At 43.1% G+C, this 20,167-nt stretch carries 20 protein-coding genes; 8 read left to right on the forward strand and 12 right to left on the reverse strand.

Annotation, left to right across the window (positions count from 1 at the left end):
* Positions 1–51: 51 nt before the first annotated feature.
* The 4 genes from TY87_RS07510 to TY87_RS07525 all read right to left on the reverse strand — a co-directional run bounded on the left by TY87_RS07510 (position 52) and on the right by TY87_RS07525 (position 3,654).
* Entirely contained in the window at positions 52–543 is a 492-nt protein-coding gene (locus TY87_RS07510) for a gluconokinase (protein ID WP_011978524.1), read from the reverse strand.
* A gap of 86 nt (positions 544–629) precedes the next feature.
* The gene (locus tag TY87_RS07515; RefSeq protein ID WP_100186594.1) at positions 630–1,946 is read right to left on the reverse strand and encodes a TRAP transporter large permease; all 1,317 of its coding nucleotides are present in this window, start codon (positions 1,944–1,946) and stop codon (positions 630–632) included.
* Positions 1,939–2,496, reverse strand: coding sequence for a TRAP transporter small permease subunit (locus tag TY87_RS07520; RefSeq protein WP_048813902.1), 558 nt, complete (start codon positions 2,494–2,496; stop codon positions 1,939–1,941). Before TY87_RS07520 ends, TY87_RS07515 begins: the two co-directional genes overlap by 8 nt.
* Before the next feature lie 141 nt (positions 2,497–2,637).
* Positions 2,638–3,654 (reverse strand): TRAP transporter substrate-binding protein, encoded by a 1,017-nt coding sequence (locus TY87_RS07525; protein WP_100186595.1) that lies wholly within the window; start codon positions 3,652–3,654, stop codon positions 2,638–2,640.
* Positions 3,655–4,047: 393 nt separating this feature from the next.
* Here TY87_RS07525 and TY87_RS07530 point away from each other — a divergent pair, with 393 nt between their 5' ends.
* Together TY87_RS07530 and TY87_RS07535 are read left to right on the forward strand one after the other, a co-directional pair.
* Entirely contained in the window at positions 4,048–5,925 is a 1,878-nt protein-coding gene (locus TY87_RS07530) for a DUF294 nucleotidyltransferase-like domain-containing protein (RefSeq protein WP_100186596.1), read from the forward strand.
* Positions 5,926–6,588 carry a 3'-5' exonuclease gene (locus TY87_RS07535; RefSeq protein WP_100186597.1) on the forward strand — a complete coding sequence of 221 codons (663 nt, stop codon included), beginning with the start codon at positions 5,926–5,928 and terminating at the stop codon, positions 6,586–6,588.
* Positions 6,589–6,651: 63 nt separating this feature from the next.
* Here the strand turns inward: TY87_RS07535 and TY87_RS07540 are convergent, their stop codons facing one another.
* Positions 6,652–7,608 (reverse strand): AraC family transcriptional regulator, encoded by a 957-nt coding sequence (locus tag TY87_RS07540; protein WP_100186598.1) that lies wholly within the window; start codon positions 7,606–7,608, stop codon positions 6,652–6,654.
* A gap of 157 nt (positions 7,609–7,765) precedes the next feature.
* Between TY87_RS07540 and TY87_RS07545 the strand changes: the two genes are divergently transcribed.
* Together TY87_RS07545 and TY87_RS07550 are read left to right on the forward strand one after the other, a co-directional pair.
* Complete coding sequence (locus TY87_RS07545) at positions 7,766–8,356, forward strand: malonic semialdehyde reductase (protein ID WP_100186599.1); 591 nt, start codon at positions 7,766–7,768, stop codon at positions 8,354–8,356.
* A gap of 18 nt (positions 8,357–8,374) precedes the next feature.
* Positions 8,375–8,674, forward strand: coding sequence for a putative quinol monooxygenase (locus TY87_RS07550; protein ID WP_100186600.1), 300 nt, complete (start codon positions 8,375–8,377; stop codon positions 8,672–8,674).
* A 59-nt stretch (positions 8,675–8,733) separates the two neighbouring features.
* On the opposite strand, the gene TY87_RS07555 is transcribed toward TY87_RS07550, so the two are convergent.
* The 4 genes from TY87_RS07555 to TY87_RS07570 all read right to left on the reverse strand — a co-directional run bounded on the left by TY87_RS07555 (position 8,734) and on the right by TY87_RS07570 (position 12,906).
* Entirely contained in the window at positions 8,734–9,537 is an 804-nt protein-coding gene (locus tag TY87_RS07555; RefSeq protein WP_100186601.1) for a UDP-2,3-diacylglucosamine diphosphatase, read from the reverse strand.
* Positions 9,538–9,613: 76 nt separating this feature from the next.
* A complete protein-coding gene (locus TY87_RS07560) occupies positions 9,614–11,398 on the reverse strand; it encodes a GGDEF domain-containing protein (RefSeq protein ID WP_100186602.1) in 1,785 nt (594 codons plus the stop codon).
* A gap of 324 nt (positions 11,399–11,722) precedes the next feature.
* Positions 11,723–11,908, reverse strand: coding sequence for an RSP_7527 family protein (locus tag TY87_RS07565; RefSeq protein ID WP_100186603.1), 186 nt, complete (start codon positions 11,906–11,908; stop codon positions 11,723–11,725).
* 107 nt (positions 11,909–12,015) lie between these two features.
* Positions 12,016–12,906 (reverse strand): helix-turn-helix domain-containing protein, encoded by an 891-nt coding sequence (locus TY87_RS07570; protein WP_072838922.1) that lies wholly within the window; start codon positions 12,904–12,906, stop codon positions 12,016–12,018.
* A gap of 297 nt (positions 12,907–13,203) precedes the next feature.
* Here TY87_RS07570 and pobA point away from each other — a divergent pair, with 297 nt between their 5' ends.
* Positions 13,204–14,406, forward strand: a complete 1,203-nt coding sequence (pobA, locus tag TY87_RS07575) for a 4-hydroxybenzoate 3-monooxygenase (protein ID WP_100186604.1) — start codon at positions 13,204–13,206, stop codon at positions 14,404–14,406.
* A gap of 86 nt (positions 14,407–14,492) precedes the next feature.
* On the opposite strand, the gene TY87_RS07580 is transcribed toward pobA, so the two are convergent.
* Positions 14,493–14,825 (reverse strand): PBPRA1643 family SWIM/SEC-C metal-binding motif protein, encoded by a 333-nt coding sequence (locus tag TY87_RS07580; protein WP_100186605.1) that lies wholly within the window; start codon positions 14,823–14,825, stop codon positions 14,493–14,495.
* Between the two features lie 679 nt (positions 14,826–15,504).
* Between TY87_RS07580 and TY87_RS07590 the strand changes: the two genes are divergently transcribed.
* Genes TY87_RS07590 through TY87_RS07600 form a run of 3 tightly spaced genes read left to right on the forward strand, consistent with a single transcriptional unit; the run spans position 15,505 to position 18,376 of the window.
* Positions 15,505–16,536, forward strand: coding sequence for a TRAP transporter substrate-binding protein (locus tag TY87_RS07590; protein WP_100186607.1), 1,032 nt, complete (start codon positions 15,505–15,507; stop codon positions 16,534–16,536).
* A 47-nt stretch (positions 16,537–16,583) separates the two neighbouring features.
* Positions 16,584–17,093 (forward strand): TRAP transporter small permease, encoded by a 510-nt coding sequence (locus TY87_RS07595; protein WP_072838926.1) that lies wholly within the window; start codon positions 16,584–16,586, stop codon positions 17,091–17,093.
* Positions 17,090–18,376 carry a TRAP transporter large permease gene (locus TY87_RS07600; protein WP_072838927.1) on the forward strand — a complete coding sequence of 429 codons (1,287 nt, stop codon included), beginning with the start codon at positions 17,090–17,092 and terminating at the stop codon, positions 18,374–18,376. The genes TY87_RS07595 and TY87_RS07600 overlap by 4 nt, the downstream gene beginning before the upstream one ends.
* Before the next feature lie 80 nt (positions 18,377–18,456).
* Here TY87_RS07600 and TY87_RS07605 read toward each other — a convergent pair whose 3' ends face one another.
* Both TY87_RS07605 and TY87_RS07610 read right to left on the reverse strand, forming a co-directional pair.
* Entirely contained in the window at positions 18,457–19,485 is a 1,029-nt protein-coding gene (locus TY87_RS07605) for an LPP20 family lipoprotein (protein ID WP_100186608.1), read from the reverse strand.
* A gap of 2 nt (positions 19,486–19,487) precedes the next feature.
* The gene (locus tag TY87_RS07610) at positions 19,488–20,114 is read right to left on the reverse strand and encodes a penicillin-binding protein activator LpoB (RefSeq protein WP_198432055.1); all 627 of its coding nucleotides are present in this window, start codon (positions 20,112–20,114) and stop codon (positions 19,488–19,490) included.
* Positions 20,115–20,167 lie beyond the last annotated feature (53 nt).

The raw sequence follows: 20,167 nt of genomic DNA on the forward strand, positions 1-20,167 counted from the left end.
TTATTTTTTATGAAAGAGGCACAACTTTATGGTTGTGCCTCTTGCTTGCATTTATTTATTCGCTAAAAGCGTAAGCGCTTCATTTAACACAGCGTCGGCATCTTGGGAAATGTCGATTACCAACGCTTCGTCTTCTGTTGGTTCAATCAAGGTAGCAAACTGACTTTCTAGCATTTCTCGACCATTAAAATAATGACCGTCGCGCTTTTGGTGGCGCTGCCAAATGGTATCGATATTACCTTTTAGGTAGATCATGGTGACATCATCTAGACCATGACGCAGCATGGCGCGATATTCTGGTTTTAATCCAGAGCAGGCAATTACTGCCGTAGGGTTGTCCGTCAATATGCTATTAAGTGTCGCCAACCAATCCTTGCGGTCTTCATCAGTGAGCGGCGTGCCTTGGCGCATCTTGTCTACATTGGCTTGACAGTGAAAGTCGTCACCATCAAAAAATTGATAGCCAAGCTTGTCCGCGATGCTTTTGCCTATTAAAGATTTACCTGACCCAGATACGCCTAATACTACAATTTTCTTTGTCATCTTCTTAAGTCCTTATCGCCTTGCTGTTGTCAGCAAGGCAGCAGTGTCGTTCAAAAAGCCGTGTTGAACGGCATGGTCTCAATGGGTTATTTCCACCAAAGGGCCAGCTCAGGGAAGAATATGACCAAGCCGAGAACAAACACCTGTAAGCCAATGAAAGGCATTAGAGAGCTAAATATTTCGCCAAGACTAATGTCTTTTGGTGCCACAGACTTAAGATAAAACGCCGCAGGACCAAACGGTGGTGATAGGAAAGACACCTGCATGTTCAAACAGAACACCACACCAAACCAGATAGGATCCAAACCAAGCCCGGTAATGATAGGTACGAAGATTGGCATGGTTAATAGCGCAACACCGACCCAATCCAAGAACATACCGAGTACAAGCAAGATGATCATCATGATCATGATGGTGCCCATCACACTTCCGCCGCTTAGGGCAAGAATGGTTTCTTCAACGAAGTCGATACCACCCATTAGGTTGTAAACGCCCACTAGAGCCGTTGCACCAATACCGATCCAGATGATCATGCCACATGTGCTCATGGTGGCTTTGGCGCTGTCTTTTAACATGGCGAAATTCAGTTCGCCACGAATCGCCGCACTGATGATGATGCCGACAACACCGAGTGCAGATGCTTCAGTAACAGAAGCCACACCGGTATAAATACTGCCGAGTACCATCATTACGGTAAGCAATGGGAACAACAGAGCTTTTAAGTAGTTGACGTCTTTGTCCGCTGCCAGCTCTTCTTCGCTAGGCAGTGGCGCGTATTCTGGGTGAAGACGACAGATGATCAACACGTAAGCCATGTAAGCGAAGGCAAGAATAAACGCAGGCAAGAAAGCCGCTTTAAACAAGTCGCCAATTGATACGCTGGCCGTTAAGCCGTAGATAATCAAAACGATACTTGGTGGTAGCATGGTGCCTAACGCACCGCCGGCACAAGTTACACCTATGGCCAGTTTGCGGTTATAGCCAAGACGCAACATTTGCGGTAAAGCCAATATGCCAAGTAGCACGGTTTCACCACCGATAACGCCAGACATAGAAGCTAAAACGATAGCAACCAATAACGTCTGTACAGCAACACCGCCACGTAGTTTGCGACCAAAGACCTTCATCGCATCAAACAGATCTCGGGCGATACCGGACCTATCTAATAAGGCGGCCATGAGAACAAACATCGGTACAGCAAGAAACACATAGCTGCCAACGAAGCTGTACAAACGGCTGGTGATCAGCGGCAAAGCGCCAACTCCAAACCAACCGATTGCAAAAATAAGCGCTACTAACGCGGTAACAAAGGCTAATTGCATGCCCGTTAGCAGTAATAAAATCATAGAACCGAGCATGAGTAGGCTGCCGTAGCCTATGCCCATAGCGGATAAATCAAACATCTTTGCGTTTCCTTAAACCATTTAATTCTTGTATTAGGTGCAAGAAAAACTGCACAAACATGATACATAAGGTGGCGAAAATCATGCCTTTAACTAAGGCAGGGAAAACGGGATCCCAAGCGGATCCAGATGTTTCTAAACGTAGATCACCAAAGGGTGTGAACCATGAGTCCTGAACCATCTGATAAGCAGCCCAGCTAAGTAAACTGGTAAACATAAGGCCCATAATGTGATGAAAAACATTCAACCAGCGACGAGTTGTGTCTGAAACAATGTCGTAGATCAGCACCACACGAACGTGTTTGTTGATGGCCAAGGCATAAATGCCGCCATAAACGAACAAACATCCACCTAGAAATGAGGCGGTTTCGTGAACCCAAATGGTTGGTGCGTTGAATATGTAACGCATCAAAACTTCGTAAAAAGAAATGCCAACGGTAAAGATAAACAGCAAACTGATGAGATTACCGAACCAGTAGATCAGACGATCTAGGGCGTTTCTCGGCTGTTCAGAACTGTCCAGTGTCTGTGGATGAATTTCGTCTTTCATGATCATTATCCAATGAAAAATAAGCGCTATAACAACTTGAGGTGTATAGCGCCTATCTTGCAGGTTTAAAAGCAACTATAAGCATTGGGTTTGTTTTGATGTCATGTGTTTCGACTCAGCGAACACATGACATCAAAAAGCTTATAGAAGGCCGTTTGCTTCTAGGTACGTTGTAATAGAGTCATAGACTTTCTGCGCATTGGCAGAACCTTTCGCGAACTCTTTCCATTGTGTACGAGCAATAGCACGGAATTTTTTACGTTCCTCTTCAGACCAGTCATGAATAGTGATGTTTGGATCTGCCTTCGCAGCTTTTACTGCCGCTTGGTCAGCAATACGTAGTTGCGTGGTCATGTCTTCTGCGAAGTCACGAACCGAAACGGTTAGGATTGCTTGAATGTCAGCTGGCAATTTGTCCCATTTTTTCTTGTTCATTGAGATATCAATCAATGGCAAAGAATGGAAACCAGGTTGAACTGGGTGTGTCGCAATGTCGTTCATGCCTGCTTTCTGGTTAGTCGAGAAAACAGTGTAGTCAGCTGCATCGATAACGCCTTTGCTTAGACCTGTGAACACTTCAGAACCTGGTAGGTTTACTGGTGCTGCGCCCGCTGCTGCGAATACGCGTTGTACTAAACCTTCAGGTGCACGGATCTTCAGACCTTTTAAATCTGCAACGCTGTCTAGTGGAACGCGAGAAACCAAAGATTCAACGCCTGTCGTAGAACCACCAATGAATTTCACGCCGTAAGGTGCGTAAAGCTCATTCATTAGTTCGTAACCACCACCGTAGTTAACGTATTGCAGAAGTTGCTGAGTGTTTGACCAAGCGCCTACAGTATTACCAATCAAGCCAAAAGCCGGATCTTTTCCAGAGAAGAATTCAGTCGCGGTAATTTGGCCATCCAAGATGCCCATTTTAATACCGTCTAGTGTTTCTGTGTGTTTGAAGATACTGCCAACAGGAAGCAAGTCGATATGAACTCGGCCACCAGTCATTGTTTCGACGCGTTGAGTCCATTCTTTTTGAACTTGGAAGTTTTTGTCGCCAGCTGGGTCAGAAGATTGGAACTTAAAGTTGTAATCCGCTGCAATCGCTGAAGTCGATAGAATACCGGCCGTAGCGGCAGTCAATAACGTGGTAGTGAACTTATTCATGGTATTGCTTCCCATTATTTTTTTTTGAAAGAACCGCTTTGTTAGTAGCAGTTTTTAGGAATAGTGCTTTTAGTTACGATGAATGTTACCGGTAACTAAGATGTGATGTTACCGATAACATTTTAGGTTAGTCAAGCCTTTGTCGACAAAATTTTATTGAGAAATGATAGATGATTGATATGCAAAGAAATCTTATTCAAGACGGGTGGAGACCTTTCCTAGACATTCAATATAGATATAGGCTTTATATAAGTTCTAGGTTTATGTCCTAGACATTGGTCTAAGAAACGTTTTGTTGTGTAAGATAAAAGTGCACACTCTTGATAGCTAACTTCGTCTGTAAAAAAACTTCGTCTGCAAAAAACTTCGGCTGCAAAAAAAGAGAATAATAAAATGGCTGCGATAGATATTCCTGAAGTTCATAAGTTCATTGAAACAATTCCTCCCTTTTCGAGTTTAAATCTGCTTGAGCGCAGGCAATTACTGATGGGCGTCTCTATGCTGTACGTTCGCCAGGGGCAGACTTTGACCTTAAAAAATGAAGCGGCGACCGTGCATTTGATTCGTCGTGGTGCTTGTGAAATCCGCACTCCCAAAGGTGGGTTGGTGGATCAAATTGCCGACGGTGAATGCTTTGGCATATCTAGCCTTATGGCGCAAAATCCAGATGGATTGCAAGTGGTCGCCATGGAAGACAGCTTGGTGTATCGCTTCGACAAAATTCGTTTCAAGGAAACGCTGGAAAAGAGCGAAGCTTTTGAACTCTTCTTTGAACACACGAGGCACAATCGGTTACGCAAACTTTCTCGTAGTCAAAGTAACGAATTAGCCTCTCCCGCATTGCAATTATCGACACCCGTTGCACACATAATGACGCGACAATTGATCCAAGCTTCCCCAGAAGAAAGTGTCCAAACTATTGCCATGCGCATGACCGAAGCGCGAGTCAGTTCGATTCTGGTGGTGGAAGATGAAAAGCTGTCTGGCATAGTCACGGATCGAGATTTACGTTCGCGTATTTTGGCTTTGGGCGGCTCGGCTGATTCTTTGGTAAAAGATGTGATGACTCGGGATCCTGTTAGCCTGAGACCCGACGCATTGGTGATGCAGGCGCAAACCTTAATGAGTGAAAGCAATATTCACCATTTGCCCATCGTTGATGAAGAGCAAAGAGCCGTCGGCATGTTAACCGCCGCAGATTTACTTCGACATCAAGAACTCAGTCCTTTGTTATTGATCAATCAGATTCATCGTCAACAATCCATCGAAGATTTAGCCCGTGTTTGCAAACAATGGCCGACCTTGATTATGAATCTGATTGTGACCGATATGAAACCCGCCGACGTGGGCAAAGTGCTAGCGACCGTGAGTGATAACCTGACGCGCCGTGTCATTGAACTGGCGCTGGATAAATTCGGCCCAGCCCCGATGGCATTTCAGTTTTTAGTGTTTGGTTCGCAAGCAAGGCGAGATCAATCTTTGGGCAGCGACCAAGATAACGGCTTGATGCTAGAACGCGAACCTACGGCAGAAGAAAGCCAGTATTTTGCTGAACTATCTGAATTCATCTGCCAAGGTTTGGGGCTTTGTGGTATTCGTCTTTGCCCCGGCAATATTATGGCGAGTAATCCTGAATGGCGCAGAACGACAGTCGGTTGGCAGCAAGTCTTTTCCACTTGGATAAAAAGCAGTGCGCCCAGTGCCTTGCTTCACGCTAGCATTTTTTTCGACATTCGTTGTGTGTATGACACGGGGACTAGGCAAGGTGATGCGGTTAACAATTTGATCACAGCCATGCAGTTAGAGGTGAGCAAAAACAGCGTATTTTTGGCGACTTTAACGCGCACTGCTTTAGCAAGCAAACCACCATTGGGCTTCTTCCGTCATTTTGTATTGGAATCATCTGGTGAGCACAAAAATCAATTGGATTTGAAGCACCAAGGTTTGGCCTTGATCAATGATTTAGCTCGCTTGTATGGCTTGTCATGCAAGACCTATCGAGCTGGTACCTTGGATAGAATCGAGCAAGCCATTCGAGAAAAGCTCATTAGTGTCGATACCGCTCGAAACCTCATGGACGCATGGGACAAACTCAATGGCTTGCGATTAGAAGCTCAAGGACGTCACTGGCAAGCAACCGGAAAAGCCAGCGCTTACTTGGATCCGAAAGACTTGAGTTCGTTAGAGCGCAAACATCTGAAAACGACGTTTAGCATTATCAGCGATGTGCAAGACGTGGCGCAGCAGCGGTTTTTAAGAGGGTACAGCTAGATGTCGTTTGCGTTAATGCAAAAACTCAGTGCGTGGCACGTGTCGCGGCAATCCGTTAAACGTGCCTGGTCAGAATGGGATTATCTCGTATTGGATATCGAAACTTCAGGGTTAGATCCAAAACAAGACCATATCGTCAGCTTTGGTTGGGTGTGCATTCACAAAGGCGTGATTGAACTGGATACAGCACGGCATATTGTGTTGGATAGCGCACAAATTGGTGACAGCGTTGGCATTCACATGATTACCGACTCGGATGTTCAGCAGCAAGGCAAAAAACAAGAAAGCGTACTGCGTTACTTGCGGCATCTACTACGCGAACGCGTCTTGGTTATGCACCACGCGCCAATGGAACTGGGCTTTTTAAAACAAGCTTGGCAAACCGAAGCATTACCGACATTCTCTGCCAACTGGTTAGACACGCTCGCCATTGAACGCACCAAAGCCAATCGATCCCAGCAACCTATTCAAGACGGCGGCTTTCGCCTTGGCGCCTGCCGAGAACGCTACGGATTACCAGAATACCAAGGACACGACGCCCTAACCGACGCCTTAGCTACCGCAGAATTACTACTCGCACAAATCGCCTACCAAGGCAGAGACTGCCGACTACACGACCTCAACCAAATGGGTGGCGGGCGAGTGAGGTTCACAACGCGTTAGTTGTTTGAATACGTCATTCCCGCGAAGGCGGGAATCAAGTGGACATAAAGGGATCTGACCTCTTTAATGATATCCATTAGATTCATTCATGTCTTTATTCAGGTTACGTTGTTTATATTCGCGAGGTGATGAGCCCATAATTTTTCTGAAATTTTGTCTAAAAGCTCTGTCGGACTCGTATCCCACTGCCAACGCGATATCTTCGATTTTCATTGGGGTGTGATCACTTATCATAGTTGCCGCTTTAAACATTCTCCACTCGGTTAGATGTTCAAGAGGCGTTTTGCCAACCGCTAATTTAAATTTGGTAGCAAAGGCTGACCTAGACATACCGACACTTTTTGCGAGTTGTTCTACCGTCCAAGTCTTCTCCGGTTTTTCGTGCATATGGCTTAATGATTTACCAATTTGAGGATCTCCAAGCGCTTTCAACCAACTTGGATTATTTTCAGATAATGATTCAAAATGATTTCGAAGTGCATGAATCAGAAGCACTTCAGAAAGTCGATCAATGACAGTTGTTGATCCTGGATGTGCCTGAGTGATTTCACTTTCAATCATCTGTAAAATTGTTTGGATTCCAATTGGTGTATTCGGTGTATTACCTTTTAAATGAATAATTGGTGAAAGGTATTCTGTAAGTAATCGGCTTTCGGCGAAAGCAAAACTAAAGCATCCTGAGATCATTGATACCGGCAGTCCTTCTCCACTACCAAAAGCGAGAACACCTGTTTGCACATAGTCTTCGCCTTGTTTTGGCGTTATGTCAGTTGAGCTTTTTAGTTCGAGTTTGCTTTTAAGACAAAAAGATTTTGAGGTTGGAAGAATGACAAAATCTCCTGACACTAAAGCCACAGGTTTTTGTCCTTCAACAACGAGAAAACATGAACCGCGTGTGACGATAAGACAGTGACCAACTTCATAAGGAAATCGAATGTTAAAATCTCCAATCGCTTCTAAGCGCCCATAGATATGGCCTTTTGTTCTAAGTAAAGTCATTACCTGCCCAAGTACATCCATAAAATTCTCCAACTAAATCGAATCATTAAAATCATACCACGATTAACACTTTTCACCTTACCTATTGGTGTTTTAAGCCGAAAATATGGACTAGTGGGTATTAATAGTATTTTTAAAAGCATTTATATTGGACTCATTAGAAACGAGGAGAAATTAAATGCGATACCCAATTCCAAATGAGTCAATCGAGCTTCTATTTACTAAGGCCCGCTCACATCGCTCTTGGACTGAGCGTCCGGTTTCACAAGAGACTTTGCGCGAGCTTTATGAGGTGATGAAATGGGCGCCAACCTCCGTCAACTTGGCACCCGCTCGATTTGCTTTCGTACAAACCGAATTGGCAAAGGAGAAGCTTTATCCCTACTTGATGGATTCCAATGTTGAACAAGTAAGAAGTGCGCCTGTTACTGTCATTATTGCTTATGACGAAAAATTTTATGCAAATGCAGAGAGGCTTTATCCGGCCTATGATACGACCGATTATTTTAAGAACGATCCGAAAATAAGCTCTGACACCGCCTTTCGAAATAGCTCCCTTCAGGGTGCTTACCTGATTATGGCAGCAAGGGCATTAGGTCTTGATACAAATTCTATGTCTGGATTTGATAACGCTGGAGTCGATAAGGCGTTTTTTGCAGGAACCGATCTAAGGTCGAATTTTCTTTGTACGTTGGGATATGGAGATGATTCAAAACTCTTTGCAAGAGGTCCACGTCTTAGTTTTGATGAAGTTTGCCAATTTATATAAACATACAAGGAGAAATAAATGATTATTCTAACGGGCTATGTCCATTTAAAACCAGAAGATGTAAATGAATTTGTCGAAGATATCCAGAAAATTACTGCGAGTACGAGAGCAGAAAAAGGGTGTTTGTTTTATAATATTGTTGTTGAAGATGCTACTTTAGGCCGTATTGTAGCCATAGAACGCTGGCAAGATCAGGCTTCACTGAATGACCATTTAGGAACACCAGAAATGGCTGCATTCTTTGATAAGTGGATGAACCGACTGAAGAGTGACGTCATGAAATATGATGCCGCTAACGAAAGATCACTAATGGATTAATATCCGTTATCGCTTCTTTGTAGCTAAAGGGATCTGACCCCTTTAGTAACCCTTCACCACTAATTCCTAGAAGGCAGTGGCGATAATCCCCAGTCTTCTTCTTTTGGTTCAGTAGCCAATACTCTTGGGTTTTCCGACCAATGTATCAGGCTCATTTCACCTGCGGCGGATTCTGTTAGCGCCGTGCAATGCTCAACCCAATCCCCATCGTTACAGTAGAGAACATTGTCTTTGATGCGAAATGAAGCGAAGTGAATGTGCCCGCAGATGTAGCCATCGACTTTGTGGTTCTTGGCGGATTTGAGGGCGGCGGTTTCAAAGCGCTCGATAAACTCTTTTGCTTTGCTGATGTGACTTTTCAAATAACCTGCCAGTGACCAATAGGGCAAGCCAACAAGGCGTCTCACGCCGTTGATCCATTGATTCAGCGACAACATGAGTCCGTGGGCTTTATCGCCAATGGCGAGCATGAGAGGGCTTATTTTTACCATTTGATCGAATTCATCACCGTGGCTGACATAAAAGGTTCGGCCGTTGGCAGTTTTATGGCGAGCGTTGAGTTTTATCTCAATCCCAGAAAGCGTCTGGCCGGCGAATTGGCGGAAAAACGCATCATGATTGCCCGGAATATAAATGACCTTGGTACCGGACTTTGCCATAGCGAGAATGCGTTCGACCACTTGATGATGAGCATCGACAAAATAAGCACGATGACGCATTTCTTGTAGGTCGATAATATCTCCGACTAGATACAAGGTATCGGTTTTGATGCTTTGCAAAAAATCCAATAAATGCAACGCTTGGCAGGCTTTGGTGCCTAGATGAACGTCGGAAATAAATACGGATCGAAATGTGGTCTGCATAAGCGCCTCCTCTAGGGTCTATCTTAAAGATAAGGTGCTAATGTGACAGAGTTGTGAGGGCTTTGTGACAGTTAGGTCACAATACGCTTTCGCTTATTACCTCATCAGTATGTGTCGTTATATAAGGCTGCAGGTAAATATGATTGCCGCCTTGTTGCTTGGCCGATTTTTTTGCTTGAGCCGCTAGTTCTGCCACTTGGTGATGATTGGTACATTGTTTTGGGTTAGGGTGAACGACGCCAATAGCGAGGCTTAGAATTGGGTGGAACATGGTATCGCCTTGGCGATTTTTCGTCCAAACACCACCTTCTTGTAAGGTGTCTGTAGAATAAAAACCTCTAACTTGTTGTTCGAAGATTTCTAAAATGTTGTCGCATTGCTGTCGCCAATCTTGGTCGCCAAAGATCACCACAAAATCATCGCCACCAATATGACCAATAAAATTATTATCGGGATTAACTTGGTTTTTGATTAAAGAACCAACCAGCTGAATCACTTCATCGCCTATCGAATAGCCGAAGAAGTCATTAAATGGTTTAAAGTCATTTAAATCAAAATACGCCACGTAGAAGTTTTCGTTGGCTAATAAACGACGGCTGACTTCTCGATGAATCGGGACATTACCGGGCAATAAGGTTAGTGGATTGGAGTAGGTGGCATTTTGTATTTTTAGCTCGGTAATACGTTTTAATAGATCTCTTAGATGACCTGTGCCGATAAACTTGCCTTCTCGGACCACAATAATTTCGTTGTTAAGTGTGTCGGCTTCTTGGTTGGTCATCAAGGTGGAAACACTAGATAAGCTGACATTACTTTCGACAATTAGTACATCACTGCTGAGTAAATTGGTAACCGGTTTATGTTCGTACAAAGCGCGTCCATAAGGTGTAGAAAAAAGCTCATGCAGCTGATGTCTGCGAACCACACCGACAGGCTCGTTGTTGTGGTTTAGTACTGGAATAGCCACTAAGTCTGGTTGCTTTTTAAAGCATTGGGATGCGTCTTCTAATAAGCTGTTTTCTTGCAAGCTTGGTGTAGGACGACACAGTGTTTGTACAGTTTCTGCGTGATCCACTTGGAATTGCGAACGTCGCTGAGCTTGTTTTACTAAATAGGGATGAGTCGAAAAAGCAGGGTTTTCCACAGGACGCCCAAGAAAATAGCCTTGCCCTAGCGTGACGCCAATTTCAATGAGTTGGTCGAGTTCTTGTTGTGTTTCTATGCCTTCTGCAATGAGTATGCAATTTAGTCGCTGAGCAATGGTCAGAATCGAGCGGACAAACTCTCGTTTGATTTCGTCTTTGTCGATTCCTTTAATGAAATGTTTATCGACTTTGACTATGTCTGGCTGCAATTCAGACCAAAGCTGAAGGCCAGAATAACCGACACCAAGGTCATCAATGGCAACTTGAAAGCCCATTTTACGATAATGATCGACACTACTGCGCGGCAAGCCATTATGGTCGTACGGATGCTGTTCAGAAAGCTCGATGACAATGTCTTTTTGATCCAATCCCAGCTCATTTAAAATCGCCAATGTCATACCAGACTGGTGATCTGGTGACCCCAATAAAGAGGCGCTAACGTTCAAAAATAAGCGGCCTTTTAATTCGAGTTTGGCGAATTTTGATAGGGCTTTTTCACGGCAAAGTAACTCTAGTTTATGAAGTTTTCCTTCTTGCTGAGCCAGTGTAAATAATGGATCTGGAGAAAAAAGCGTGGAATTCATTGGGCCACGAGAAAGTGCTTCATGCCCATATATTTCACCATTACTTAAATCGTAAATAGGTTGGAAGTATGGCGTGATTAATCCATTCGAAAGGATTTTCTCAAGTAGAGCATTATTGTCAATTTGGCTCATTTTCTCTCAGATACGTCTAGGTTAAAAAAGTGGCTAGAGCGATATTTTATGTCAAATTTATGACACTTTGATGACTTGGGTTGAGATGAAAATGCTTTGCTAAGGGAGGTGTTATCTAGAGAAAAACTGAAGGTTTTAAGGTTCTTTGTGAAGAGAAGCCCGTTACCGGATCGATTTCTTATTCTTGCCTTTCGATCATCGGGAACATTGGGTTCTTCATCGTCGTGCTTTATTTGCTTTTATAACGGTTGTTGATTAATTAGTGACAACAACGGAAATAAACTAGTCAAATACAGATGACGTAAAAGCTTTTTACTGAAAATATTAGTGCTGTGGTTGAACTGATTTTAATGTACGGCCAGCAGTCAATTTTGCAAAGAATGCTTTAATGCTTGCTACGGCTTTTTTAGTTAATTCTGCGTAGTATGCACGACGCAATTCGTAAGCTTTTTCTACATAGTAGTCAGCATCAAGGTTGCCGAAAGCGTCATATTTAAGATCGTTTTTCATAGTGATTCTCCTAAAAAAGTTCAGTCATATTTGACACTTGTTATTCTAGGTTCTGACCAATCATTCAGCAAACGATCAATTTTCAGCTAATAGGTTAGAAAAATTCATCAAATGGATGGTTGATTACTCAGGACTCTAAACTTCCCTGGTGGAATGCCTGTGGATCGTTTGAAAAAACGCGAAAAATACCCCGGATCTTTAAAGCCTAAGTCGTAACTGATCTCCTCTACAGAACGTGCTGTATAGATAAGACTGCGCTTTGCTTCTAATAAAACGCGATCATGAATTAAGTCCAATACGCTTTGGTTAAAGGTGGTTTTACTAAGCCTATTTAAGCGGCTGGTGGAGGAGCCTAAAGCATCGGCATACTGATTGCTGCTCCAATGCTCTCGGTAGTGTTTTTCGATCAGTTCTTTGAGTTGATGTGCATGACTGTTTTCTGTTTTGTTGGTGACATTGCTCTCGCCGTTAACATGTTGGCGATGGAGCAGCAGCAAAATAGCTTTTATCAAGTATTCACTCATTAAAGCGCGACCTTCGCGTATAAACGAAGACTCACTTTCAAGCTGCTGAATGAGCGGCCAAAGCTCAGAGAACATATTGCGGTGGCCATTAAAGTCTATATAACAAGCCTGACTAAGCAATGGCTGGATAAATTTCGCTGCCTTTTCTTTGTAGGCATCTTCAAGCAAAGGCTCGGCGATACTGATGACTCGTCCATCGGTATCGGGTGCAAAACGAAAACCATGTACGACGCCAGCGGGAACAATAATCGCCCATGCACCTTGTAGCTTGTGTTGTTGCTCGTCGAGCTGAACTTTTACTTCACCAGATTTTAAAATCAGAATTTGAAAAAGCTGAGCGTGCCGATGAGGGTTGATTTTCCAGCCTAAGTCACCGCTGCGAGATTCTATGTCTTCAATATGAAAAAACTCTGGGTCATTTATCCAGCTGGATTCGCCATAAAGTCCAAAGTGAGGAATGTTAGATTTCTGCATGTCGCTCTTCTTAATTTTTTATAAGTTACACAAATGTACTTTTTTAGTTGTTTGTTTCTATGAGTCTAAAATGTACAAATAGACGTATATTTATAGGTTTTTATAAGCGAAAAGTGCCATAAAGTCATTTTAAATCGTGTTTTGGTTGCTAATTTAAAAAATCACCCATGATCAAAAAGTACAATTTTTTGATCATAAATTACCTAACGTATTATCCATTTATCTTCCATTATGTTGTCACTAGCACGTTGATCACTGAATCAACGTCGAGAAAATAACAATAAATCGGAGAGAAAGATGAAAACACAAGTAGCGATTATTGGTGCAGGTCCATCGGGTCTATTACTTGGACAATTGTTGGCAAAGCAAGGGATCGACAATGTCATTATTGAACGCGTTTCTGGTGAGTACATTCTAGGTCGAATTCGTGCAGGCGTGCTTGAACAAGGTATGACAGATTTACTGCGTGAAGCCGGTGTTGGTGAGCGCATGGATCGTGAAGGCCAAGTGCATCATGGTGTTGAGTTAGCGTTTAATAACAAACGTGTAAAGATTGAATTAGAAAAACTCACTGGTGGCAGTACTGTGATGGTGTATGGCCAAACAGAAGTGACCCGTGATTTGATGGAAGCCCGCGACGAAGCTGGTTTAACCACGTATTACGAATCGAGTAATGTGGCTTTACATGACGTGAAAAGCGACGCTCCCTACGTGACTTTTGAGCACAACGGTGAAACACACAGGTTGGATTGTGATTACATTGCAGGCTGCGATGGTTTCCATGGTGTATCACGTCAAACCATTCCTGAATCTTCTCGCAAAGAGTTTGAGCGTGTTTATCCATTCGGTTGGTTAGGGGTTTTGTCTGACACGCCACCAGTAAACCCAGAGTTGATTTATTGTAAGACAGATCGTGGTTTTGCCATGACAAGTATGCGCTCTGAAACGAGATCGCGTTATTACCTTCAAGTGCCTTTGACTGACAAAGTCGAAGATTGGAGTGATGATGATTTCTGGACAGAGCTAAAACGCCGTCTTCCAGACGATGTGGCTGAAAAACTAGTGACAGGGCCTAGTATCGAAAAGAGCATCGCGCCACTACGCTCGTTTGTTTGTGAGCCAATGCAATATGGTAATTTGTTTCTTGTTGGCGACGCCGCGCATATCGTTCCGCCAACGGGGGCGAAAGGTTTGAATCTGGCGGCTTCTGACGTAGCAACTTTCTATAAAGTAATGACTCGTGTTTACAAAGAAGGTGATAAAGAGTGCATCTCTCAGTATTCCGACATTTGTTTGCGTCGTGTTTGGCATGGAGAGCGTTTTTCATGGTGGATGACTAATATGTTGCACGACTTTGGTCAGGGCGATGAGCATGATAATGACGCTGCAACCCATGGTAAATTTATGAGTTCGGAGTTGAATTTTTACACGGATAATGAAGAAGGGCGCCGTATTATTGCTATGCAATATGTTGGTTTGCCGTATGAAGATCTGGTTTAAGTGATAAGCACGGTCTTGTAGTAAAAAATAGCGGCACGTAATCTTTATTACGGCCGCTTTTTCGTTTTATAAAGGGCTTGACTAGCTTAGCCGCAACACTTTTTGTATTTCTTATTGCTGCCACATGGACATGGGTCGTTACGTTGTGGTGCTTTTTCAACAATTTGAGGCACAGGTTTGTTAAGGGCTACGTTTAAAGGTGTAATGTCCTCAGGCATCTCACTGTCAATGCGAATCTCTGCAAATAAGCCGTTAGCGGCCAATATAGCGTTTATTTCATGCTCACGCTCGGCGCTTTGTACTTGCAAAATTAGCGGGTTTTCTTCGCTTCCAGATTTCACTTTAGGCTTAGGCTGATAATTGCCTAGGTTATGCTTGCCCATGATATCGGGTCTACCACGATAAAAGAATTTTGACACAGGTGTTCCTAATGATATGTAAAACCACTCACAGCGAGTGGCTCAATGCAGCGCATTCTAACAGAATTTAGAGTAGTTAGCGCGTATCTTTCATGTCGCCAAATAGCGTGTTTTCGCGTCGAGGTGAATTATTTTTTGTTGAGTATTTCCGGTGTTATGACCTTGTATAAAGTGATGAACCGTCTACAAAAAAAGATGGCCAAAATGTATCTCGACGTATTCAAATATTGGTATACGCCAAGTAAGACTAACGTGATTTTCATGGTGGTAATTAGGCAACCTATGAAGAGTTTATGAGTTTGAACTGAACTTCTACACAGACACTGAAGCTGCTCGTCGTATCATCGCTATGCAATACATTGTTTTACCGTACAAAGATCTATCCTGAGTCATAAAAAACGAATGAGTCTCATCAAAAATGAAAGTAATTTTTCTTGATGAGATATTTTTTTAAAAATAAATTTTAATGATAAATATCAATTATATAGATGTTTTTTATGTTTTTTTTTAATGAATTTAATGAGTGTGTATTTTTATAAAATACGGTTGTTCTATCTAATTTTTCAATGCCTTTCCTTCATAATCAATTACCTTTCTGAACAGTAGATTGCTAATCTGTTTTTTGATTAGTCAGTTTTTAAAAACTGAATACAATAATAAATCTACTTTGGAGTCGAACATGATAAAAATAATAAAGCACGCTGCCATAACGGTCGTTGCTGCTTCCGCTATTGTAAGTGCTCAGGCAAATGCATCGGCAGAATATACATTGCGTTTCAGCCACTTCTTTCCTGAATTATCAGACCCAAGCCAAAAACTATTTATAAAATGGGCTGAGGCAGTTGAAGCAGAATCTAACGGACGTATCGACGTTCAGATGTATCCTTCTAGTACATTGGCAAAACCACCAGCTCAGTATGACGCAGTGAAGAATAGCATTGCAGATGTGACCGTGACCGTTCAAGGCTACACAGCAAATCGTTTTCCGCTAACACAAATTGTTGAATTACCTGGTGTGTCGCAGAATGCAGCTCAAGGCTCTTGTGTTGTGCAGTCTTTGTATGATGAAGGCCTTATTTCTGATGAATACAACCAAACTAAACCACTATTTTTATTTACTCATGGACCAGGTGGTCTTCATACCACAAATAAAGAAATCAAAGTTCCTCAAGATTTAGAAGGCTTACGTATCCGTCGTCCAACAGCGGTGGTCGCAAAGTTGCTTGAAGGTCTAGGTGCGCAACCTGTTGGTATGCCGGCGCCAGATGCTTATCAGTCCGCACAGCGCGGTGTAATTGATGGTGTTGCCTTACCGTGGGAAGGTGAATACACGTTCCGTCTAAATGAACTAACGCCTTATCACACTGAAGTTGGTGGTCTTTATACATTGGCTTTTGTCATGACGATAAATAAGTCTTTCTATAATCGTCTGCCTGCAGACCTTAAAAAAGTCATTGATCATAACTCTGGTATGGAGTGGTCTAAAAAAGCCGCTACCGTATTTGATGATTTAGATGCGAAAGGCCGTGCTCAAGCGATCGAAATGGGTCATAAAATTACTGTAATCGAAGATGGTGCTGAGAATCCATTGTGGAAGCCTGTTCTTTATCAAGCGACTGAAGAGTATTTGGATGAGCTGCAGAAGAAAGGTCTACCTTCTTACAAGGTCTATGCACGTGCAGTTGAGCTGTCCAAAACAGCGTGTAAATAAAAGCTGTTTAGATATTTAAGCAAAGTAGTGGTAGTTGGAGAGAGTTAATGAAAGCAATAGCTCGAATAATAGAGCGTATCACGCATGGAATGCACTTACTGGGCGGTTTTTTCTTAATCGCTATGATGGTGGTTACCTTGTTTGATGTTTTCACTCGAGGTTTGTTTACTATAACGGACGGTGCCGTGGACTGGACCATTCTTGGTGGCATTGAGATGGTGAAATACAGTCTGTTGTTTACAGTACTCTTCATTCTGCCGCATTCGGTCAGCCGTTCGCAGGTCATTGTTGACCTGTTTACGGAGCGACTATCAAGCAAAGCAAAAAATAGATTAGAAGCTGTTTATATTCTTTGTTTTGGTTTAATGGGAGTCGGCATGAGCTATGGCTTTTATCATTTGGTAGAAGAAGCGGCGATGAGCTATGAAACGACCCAAGATCTATTGATTCCATTGACGTATTTTTATGCGGTGGCTTGTTTTGCGACTGCTATGCTAGCTGTTTCCGCAGTGGCGTACACGTCTCGACTATTATTTTGTGAGAAGGCTGAGTCATGAGTACTTCAATGATTGGTATGGTTTGCATTGCGGCCATGTTGTTGTTAATTGCGCTACGAGCGCCTGTTGCTTTAACGATGGCATTAGCTGGTTTTGTTGGTTTTGGTTGGATTGTAGCTTTTGATCCAGCGGTTTCTATTCTTGCTAGTGGTCCATTTGAAACTTTGTCAAATTACAGTTTTAGTCCTATTCCCATGTTTATTCTTATGGGGGTGTTCGCTTCAAAGTCGGGGATGTCGCAAGAACTGTTCCAAGGCGCGCGAGCTATGTTTGGTAGCTGGCGTGGCGGGATGGGATTGGCTGCGGTAACTTCGTGCGGTATTTTTTCAGCTATTTCTGGTTCCTCTATGGCAACTGCAGCGAGTATGTCGCGAGTGGCTTTACCTGAAATGGAAAAGAACGGTTATGCACCAACATTAGCAACAGGAGTGTTAGCGGCGGGTGGAACATTAGGTATCATGATACCGCCTTCTATCGCTCTGTTATTATATGCTTTGATTACCGAGCAATCTGTCGGAGCTATGTTTATTGCAGGTGTGATTCCTGGGTTACTTGGATTGGTGATGTATGGACTTACTGTCGCTGTTTTAGTTACTGTCTTTCCAAATATAGCTCAACCAGGTAAGGCGACAACGTTAAAAGAAAAGTTCTTGGGGCTTAAAGGCTTAGTTCCTTTTACCGGTGTTTTTGTATTCATTATCGGCGGTATTTATACTGGATGGTTTACGCCGACTGAAGCATCTGCAGTGGGGGCTGGGGCAACGTTGTCTATCGCTCTGGTACGAGGTATGCGCTTCGCACAATTTAAAGAAGCAGTTGGCGAAACCCTGATTATGTCTGCAATGATTTTCTTTATGATCATTGGTGCGGAGATTTTTGGCTACTTCCTTTCAGTGTCACGCATTTCTTTTGCTTTGGTTGAGTATGTTGATAGCCTTCATTTAGGACCTTATATGGTTCTATTCTGTGTCTTGATTTTGTTTATGCTGCTAGGTTGCGTTATGGACAGTATTGCGATGCTGTTGTTGACTGTTCCAGTAGTGTATCCACTGATTGAGGCTGCAGGTTTTGATCCTATTTGGTTTGGTATCGTCGCTGTTATTACCGTGGAACTTGGCTTAATTACGCCGCCCGTTGGTATGAATGTCTTCGTTATTAAATCCGTTGCCCCGCATATTTCTATTGGAGATATGTACAAAGGGGTGATGCCATTTGTTATCTCTGACTTACTGCGTCTAGCGCTTATTGTGGCCTTCCCAGTATTGGCTGTTGGCTTGCTATAGACGGTGTTTGAATAAAAAACGGCTCAAAATTGAGCCGTTTTTTATGTCGCTTTAGTTGTCTTATTCAATGAATAAATATACTAGTCTAAACGTGTTAACCAAGTAAACATGGCTTCAATCGCTTGGTTTGACCAGTTATTAGTTGCCTGTTCTTGAGCCTTATTAAGGCTTTTAGCAATGCCTCTCGCGCTAACTGTCCAAGAGGCAAGACGTGAACCTGTCGGGTCGATGAGTTCCAATGTGCCGTCTTCAAATACATAAAAACGTCCATCTTGGATTTCATGGTGTTGCGCTGTTCGACTGTTGAGCTTGAATAAAGATCCTGCTTTTGGTGTCAGGCCAAAATGCGATAGAGCACTTGCTAGGCTATCTGCTTGTTTGGTTGAGGAGACATCAAAGCCATAGCTACTCAGTGCTAGATTTAGCCGCTGTTCTACGTCTTGAATGTCTGCGTTGGCTTTACCAGCTACTGTACGTGCGGTTGAATACAGGCTGAGCTCATCTTCGTAGGACTTACGCTGGGCAAAATACGGGATAAGCTGCATATAGGTTTGCCAGTCTTGCGGTGCCGGATATTTATCTTCTGTTTTAGTCAACGATGCTGCCAGCTTGCGGATTATGTCATCCGTATCATTAATAGCGATTTTTAGCTTGGCGACAATTCGACTACGATCAATAGATTGCAGCGCATAGACGTAGTTTTTACCGGCAAAGCGTTGCTCATTGATGGCTTGTTCTAGTTCGATAGGTGAGGTTGTTACTTGCGTATAGGCTGTTTGTGTTTTTGAAACTTGCTCTCCACCTTGCCCAGATCGCACTTGAGTGTCTTGTGTATTAATCTGACTTACTTGAGTACGAAGCTGCTGAGCAATTTGAACATTGCCGTTTTGTTCTGCTTGAGTAAACGCTAAGGCAATGTTTTCTATGCGCGCTGCGCTACCGACACCATACAAGTGTGTGCTGTCCTGTGGCGGTGATGATACCCAATCAGGCATACTCTCCGTTGTTTGACCTGATTGGGTATTAGAGCCCAAACACCCAGTTAAACTGAGTAATAGACCCGTCACCATCATCAAGTTGAATGGTATAGGCAAAGCAGAGAGTTTCATGGTTAGAAAAAGCCTTTGTCAGCCAATTTTTTGATTTTCTTCTGACCGTTCCAAACTTCACGGTTGGTCGTCATATCAATCAACTTAAGGTCGACTTGGTAGAAGCTCACGCGTTGGTCGCCATTGGAGTCAACGATTGAGTTAATAGTGCCAGATAGAGCGAAACCAGCGCCTTGCTCTAGACCAAATTTAGCAACGGTATCTGGTGCTGCATTAAGTTCTTGTTCTTCTCGTTCACTACGGACGTCATCCCGTTCAGCACCTGAGACAACAAAATCGACTTTGCCGGCACGTAATAAGCTGCGTTTGATGTCATTAATGAAGGTATCTACTGGAATATGTTCAGATGTCTTGTTACGGATGCTCTGTACAATGACGGTTGGATTGCCTTTCTTGTTGAAGTTGTAATCACGGAACCATGGGAAGGTCAGCATATCGCTCATCATTTCTTCTGCCACTAGACGTGAGTCGGTATCATTCCAACGGTCAGACAGCATAACGTCTTCGTTTGTGTCTATGCGCTTTACGCTGCCTGAACAAGCCGTTAATAACACGGCCATAAATAGAGTGAACATGCTCTTCCAAGATAGGGAAGCCCATTTAGACTGTGTTAGTTTATTAATGTGCATACTATTTTCCTTACGTCCGTTTTAGCTTGGTGCCAAGCTGTATTAGTGTAATC

Origin of the sequence: Marinomonas sp. BSi20584, from assembly GCF_002792415.1 — a bacterium.
In the GTDB taxonomy this organism is placed as follows: Bacteria; Pseudomonadota; Gammaproteobacteria; order Pseudomonadales; family Marinomonadaceae; genus Marinomonas; species Marinomonas polaris.

Coding starts and splice junctions, on each gene's coding strand:
- TY87_RS07515 (WP_100186594.1), bottom strand. CDS start 1,946: ATGTTTGATTTATCCGCTATGGGCATAGGCTACGGCAGCCTACTCATG.
- TY87_RS07595 (WP_072838926.1), top strand. CDS start 16,584: ATGAAAGCAATAGCTCGAATAATAGAGCGTATCACGCATGGAATGCAC.
- TY87_RS07565 (WP_100186603.1), bottom strand. CDS start 11,908: ATGAAAAACGATCTTAAATATGACGCTTTCGGCAACCTTGATGCTGAC.
- TY87_RS07560 (WP_100186602.1), bottom strand. CDS start 11,398: ATGAGCCAAATTGACAATAATGCTCTACTTGAGAAAATCCTTTCGAAT.
- TY87_RS07610 (WP_198432055.1), bottom strand. CDS start 20,114: ATGCACATTAATAAACTAACACAGTCTAAATGGGCTTCCCTATCTTGG.
- TY87_RS07545 (WP_100186599.1), top strand. CDS start 7,766: ATGCGATACCCAATTCCAAATGAGTCAATCGAGCTTCTATTTACTAAG.
- TY87_RS07600 (WP_072838927.1), top strand. CDS start 17,090: ATGAGTACTTCAATGATTGGTATGGTTTGCATTGCGGCCATGTTGTTG.
- TY87_RS07525 (WP_100186595.1), bottom strand. CDS start 3,654: ATGAATAAGTTCACTACCACGTTATTGACTGCCGCTACGGCCGGTATT.
- TY87_RS07510 (WP_011978524.1), bottom strand. CDS start 543: ATGACAAAGAAAATTGTAGTATTAGGCGTATCTGGGTCAGGTAAATCT.
- TY87_RS07605 (WP_100186608.1), bottom strand. CDS start 19,485: ATGAAACTCTCTGCTTTGCCTATACCATTCAACTTGATGATGGTGACG.
- TY87_RS07535 (WP_100186597.1), top strand. CDS start 5,926: ATGTCGTTTGCGTTAATGCAAAAACTCAGTGCGTGGCACGTGTCGCGG.
- TY87_RS07555 (WP_100186601.1), bottom strand. CDS start 9,537: ATGCAGACCACATTTCGATCCGTATTTATTTCCGACGTTCATCTAGGC.
- TY87_RS07550 (WP_100186600.1), top strand. CDS start 8,375: ATGATTATTCTAACGGGCTATGTCCATTTAAAACCAGAAGATGTAAAT.
- TY87_RS07520 (WP_048813902.1), bottom strand. CDS start 2,496: ATGAAAGACGAAATTCATCCACAGACACTGGACAGTTCTGAACAGCCG.
- TY87_RS07590 (WP_100186607.1), top strand. CDS start 15,505: ATGATAAAAATAATAAAGCACGCTGCCATAACGGTCGTTGCTGCTTCC.
- TY87_RS07570 (WP_072838922.1), bottom strand. CDS start 12,906: ATGCAGAAATCTAACATTCCTCACTTTGGACTTTATGGCGAATCCAGC.
- TY87_RS07540 (WP_100186598.1), bottom strand. CDS start 7,608: ATGGATGTACTTGGGCAGGTAATGACTTTACTTAGAACAAAAGGCCAT.
- pobA (WP_100186604.1), top strand. CDS start 13,204: ATGAAAACACAAGTAGCGATTATTGGTGCAGGTCCATCGGGTCTATTA.
- TY87_RS07530 (WP_100186596.1), top strand. CDS start 4,048: ATGGCTGCGATAGATATTCCTGAAGTTCATAAGTTCATTGAAACAATT.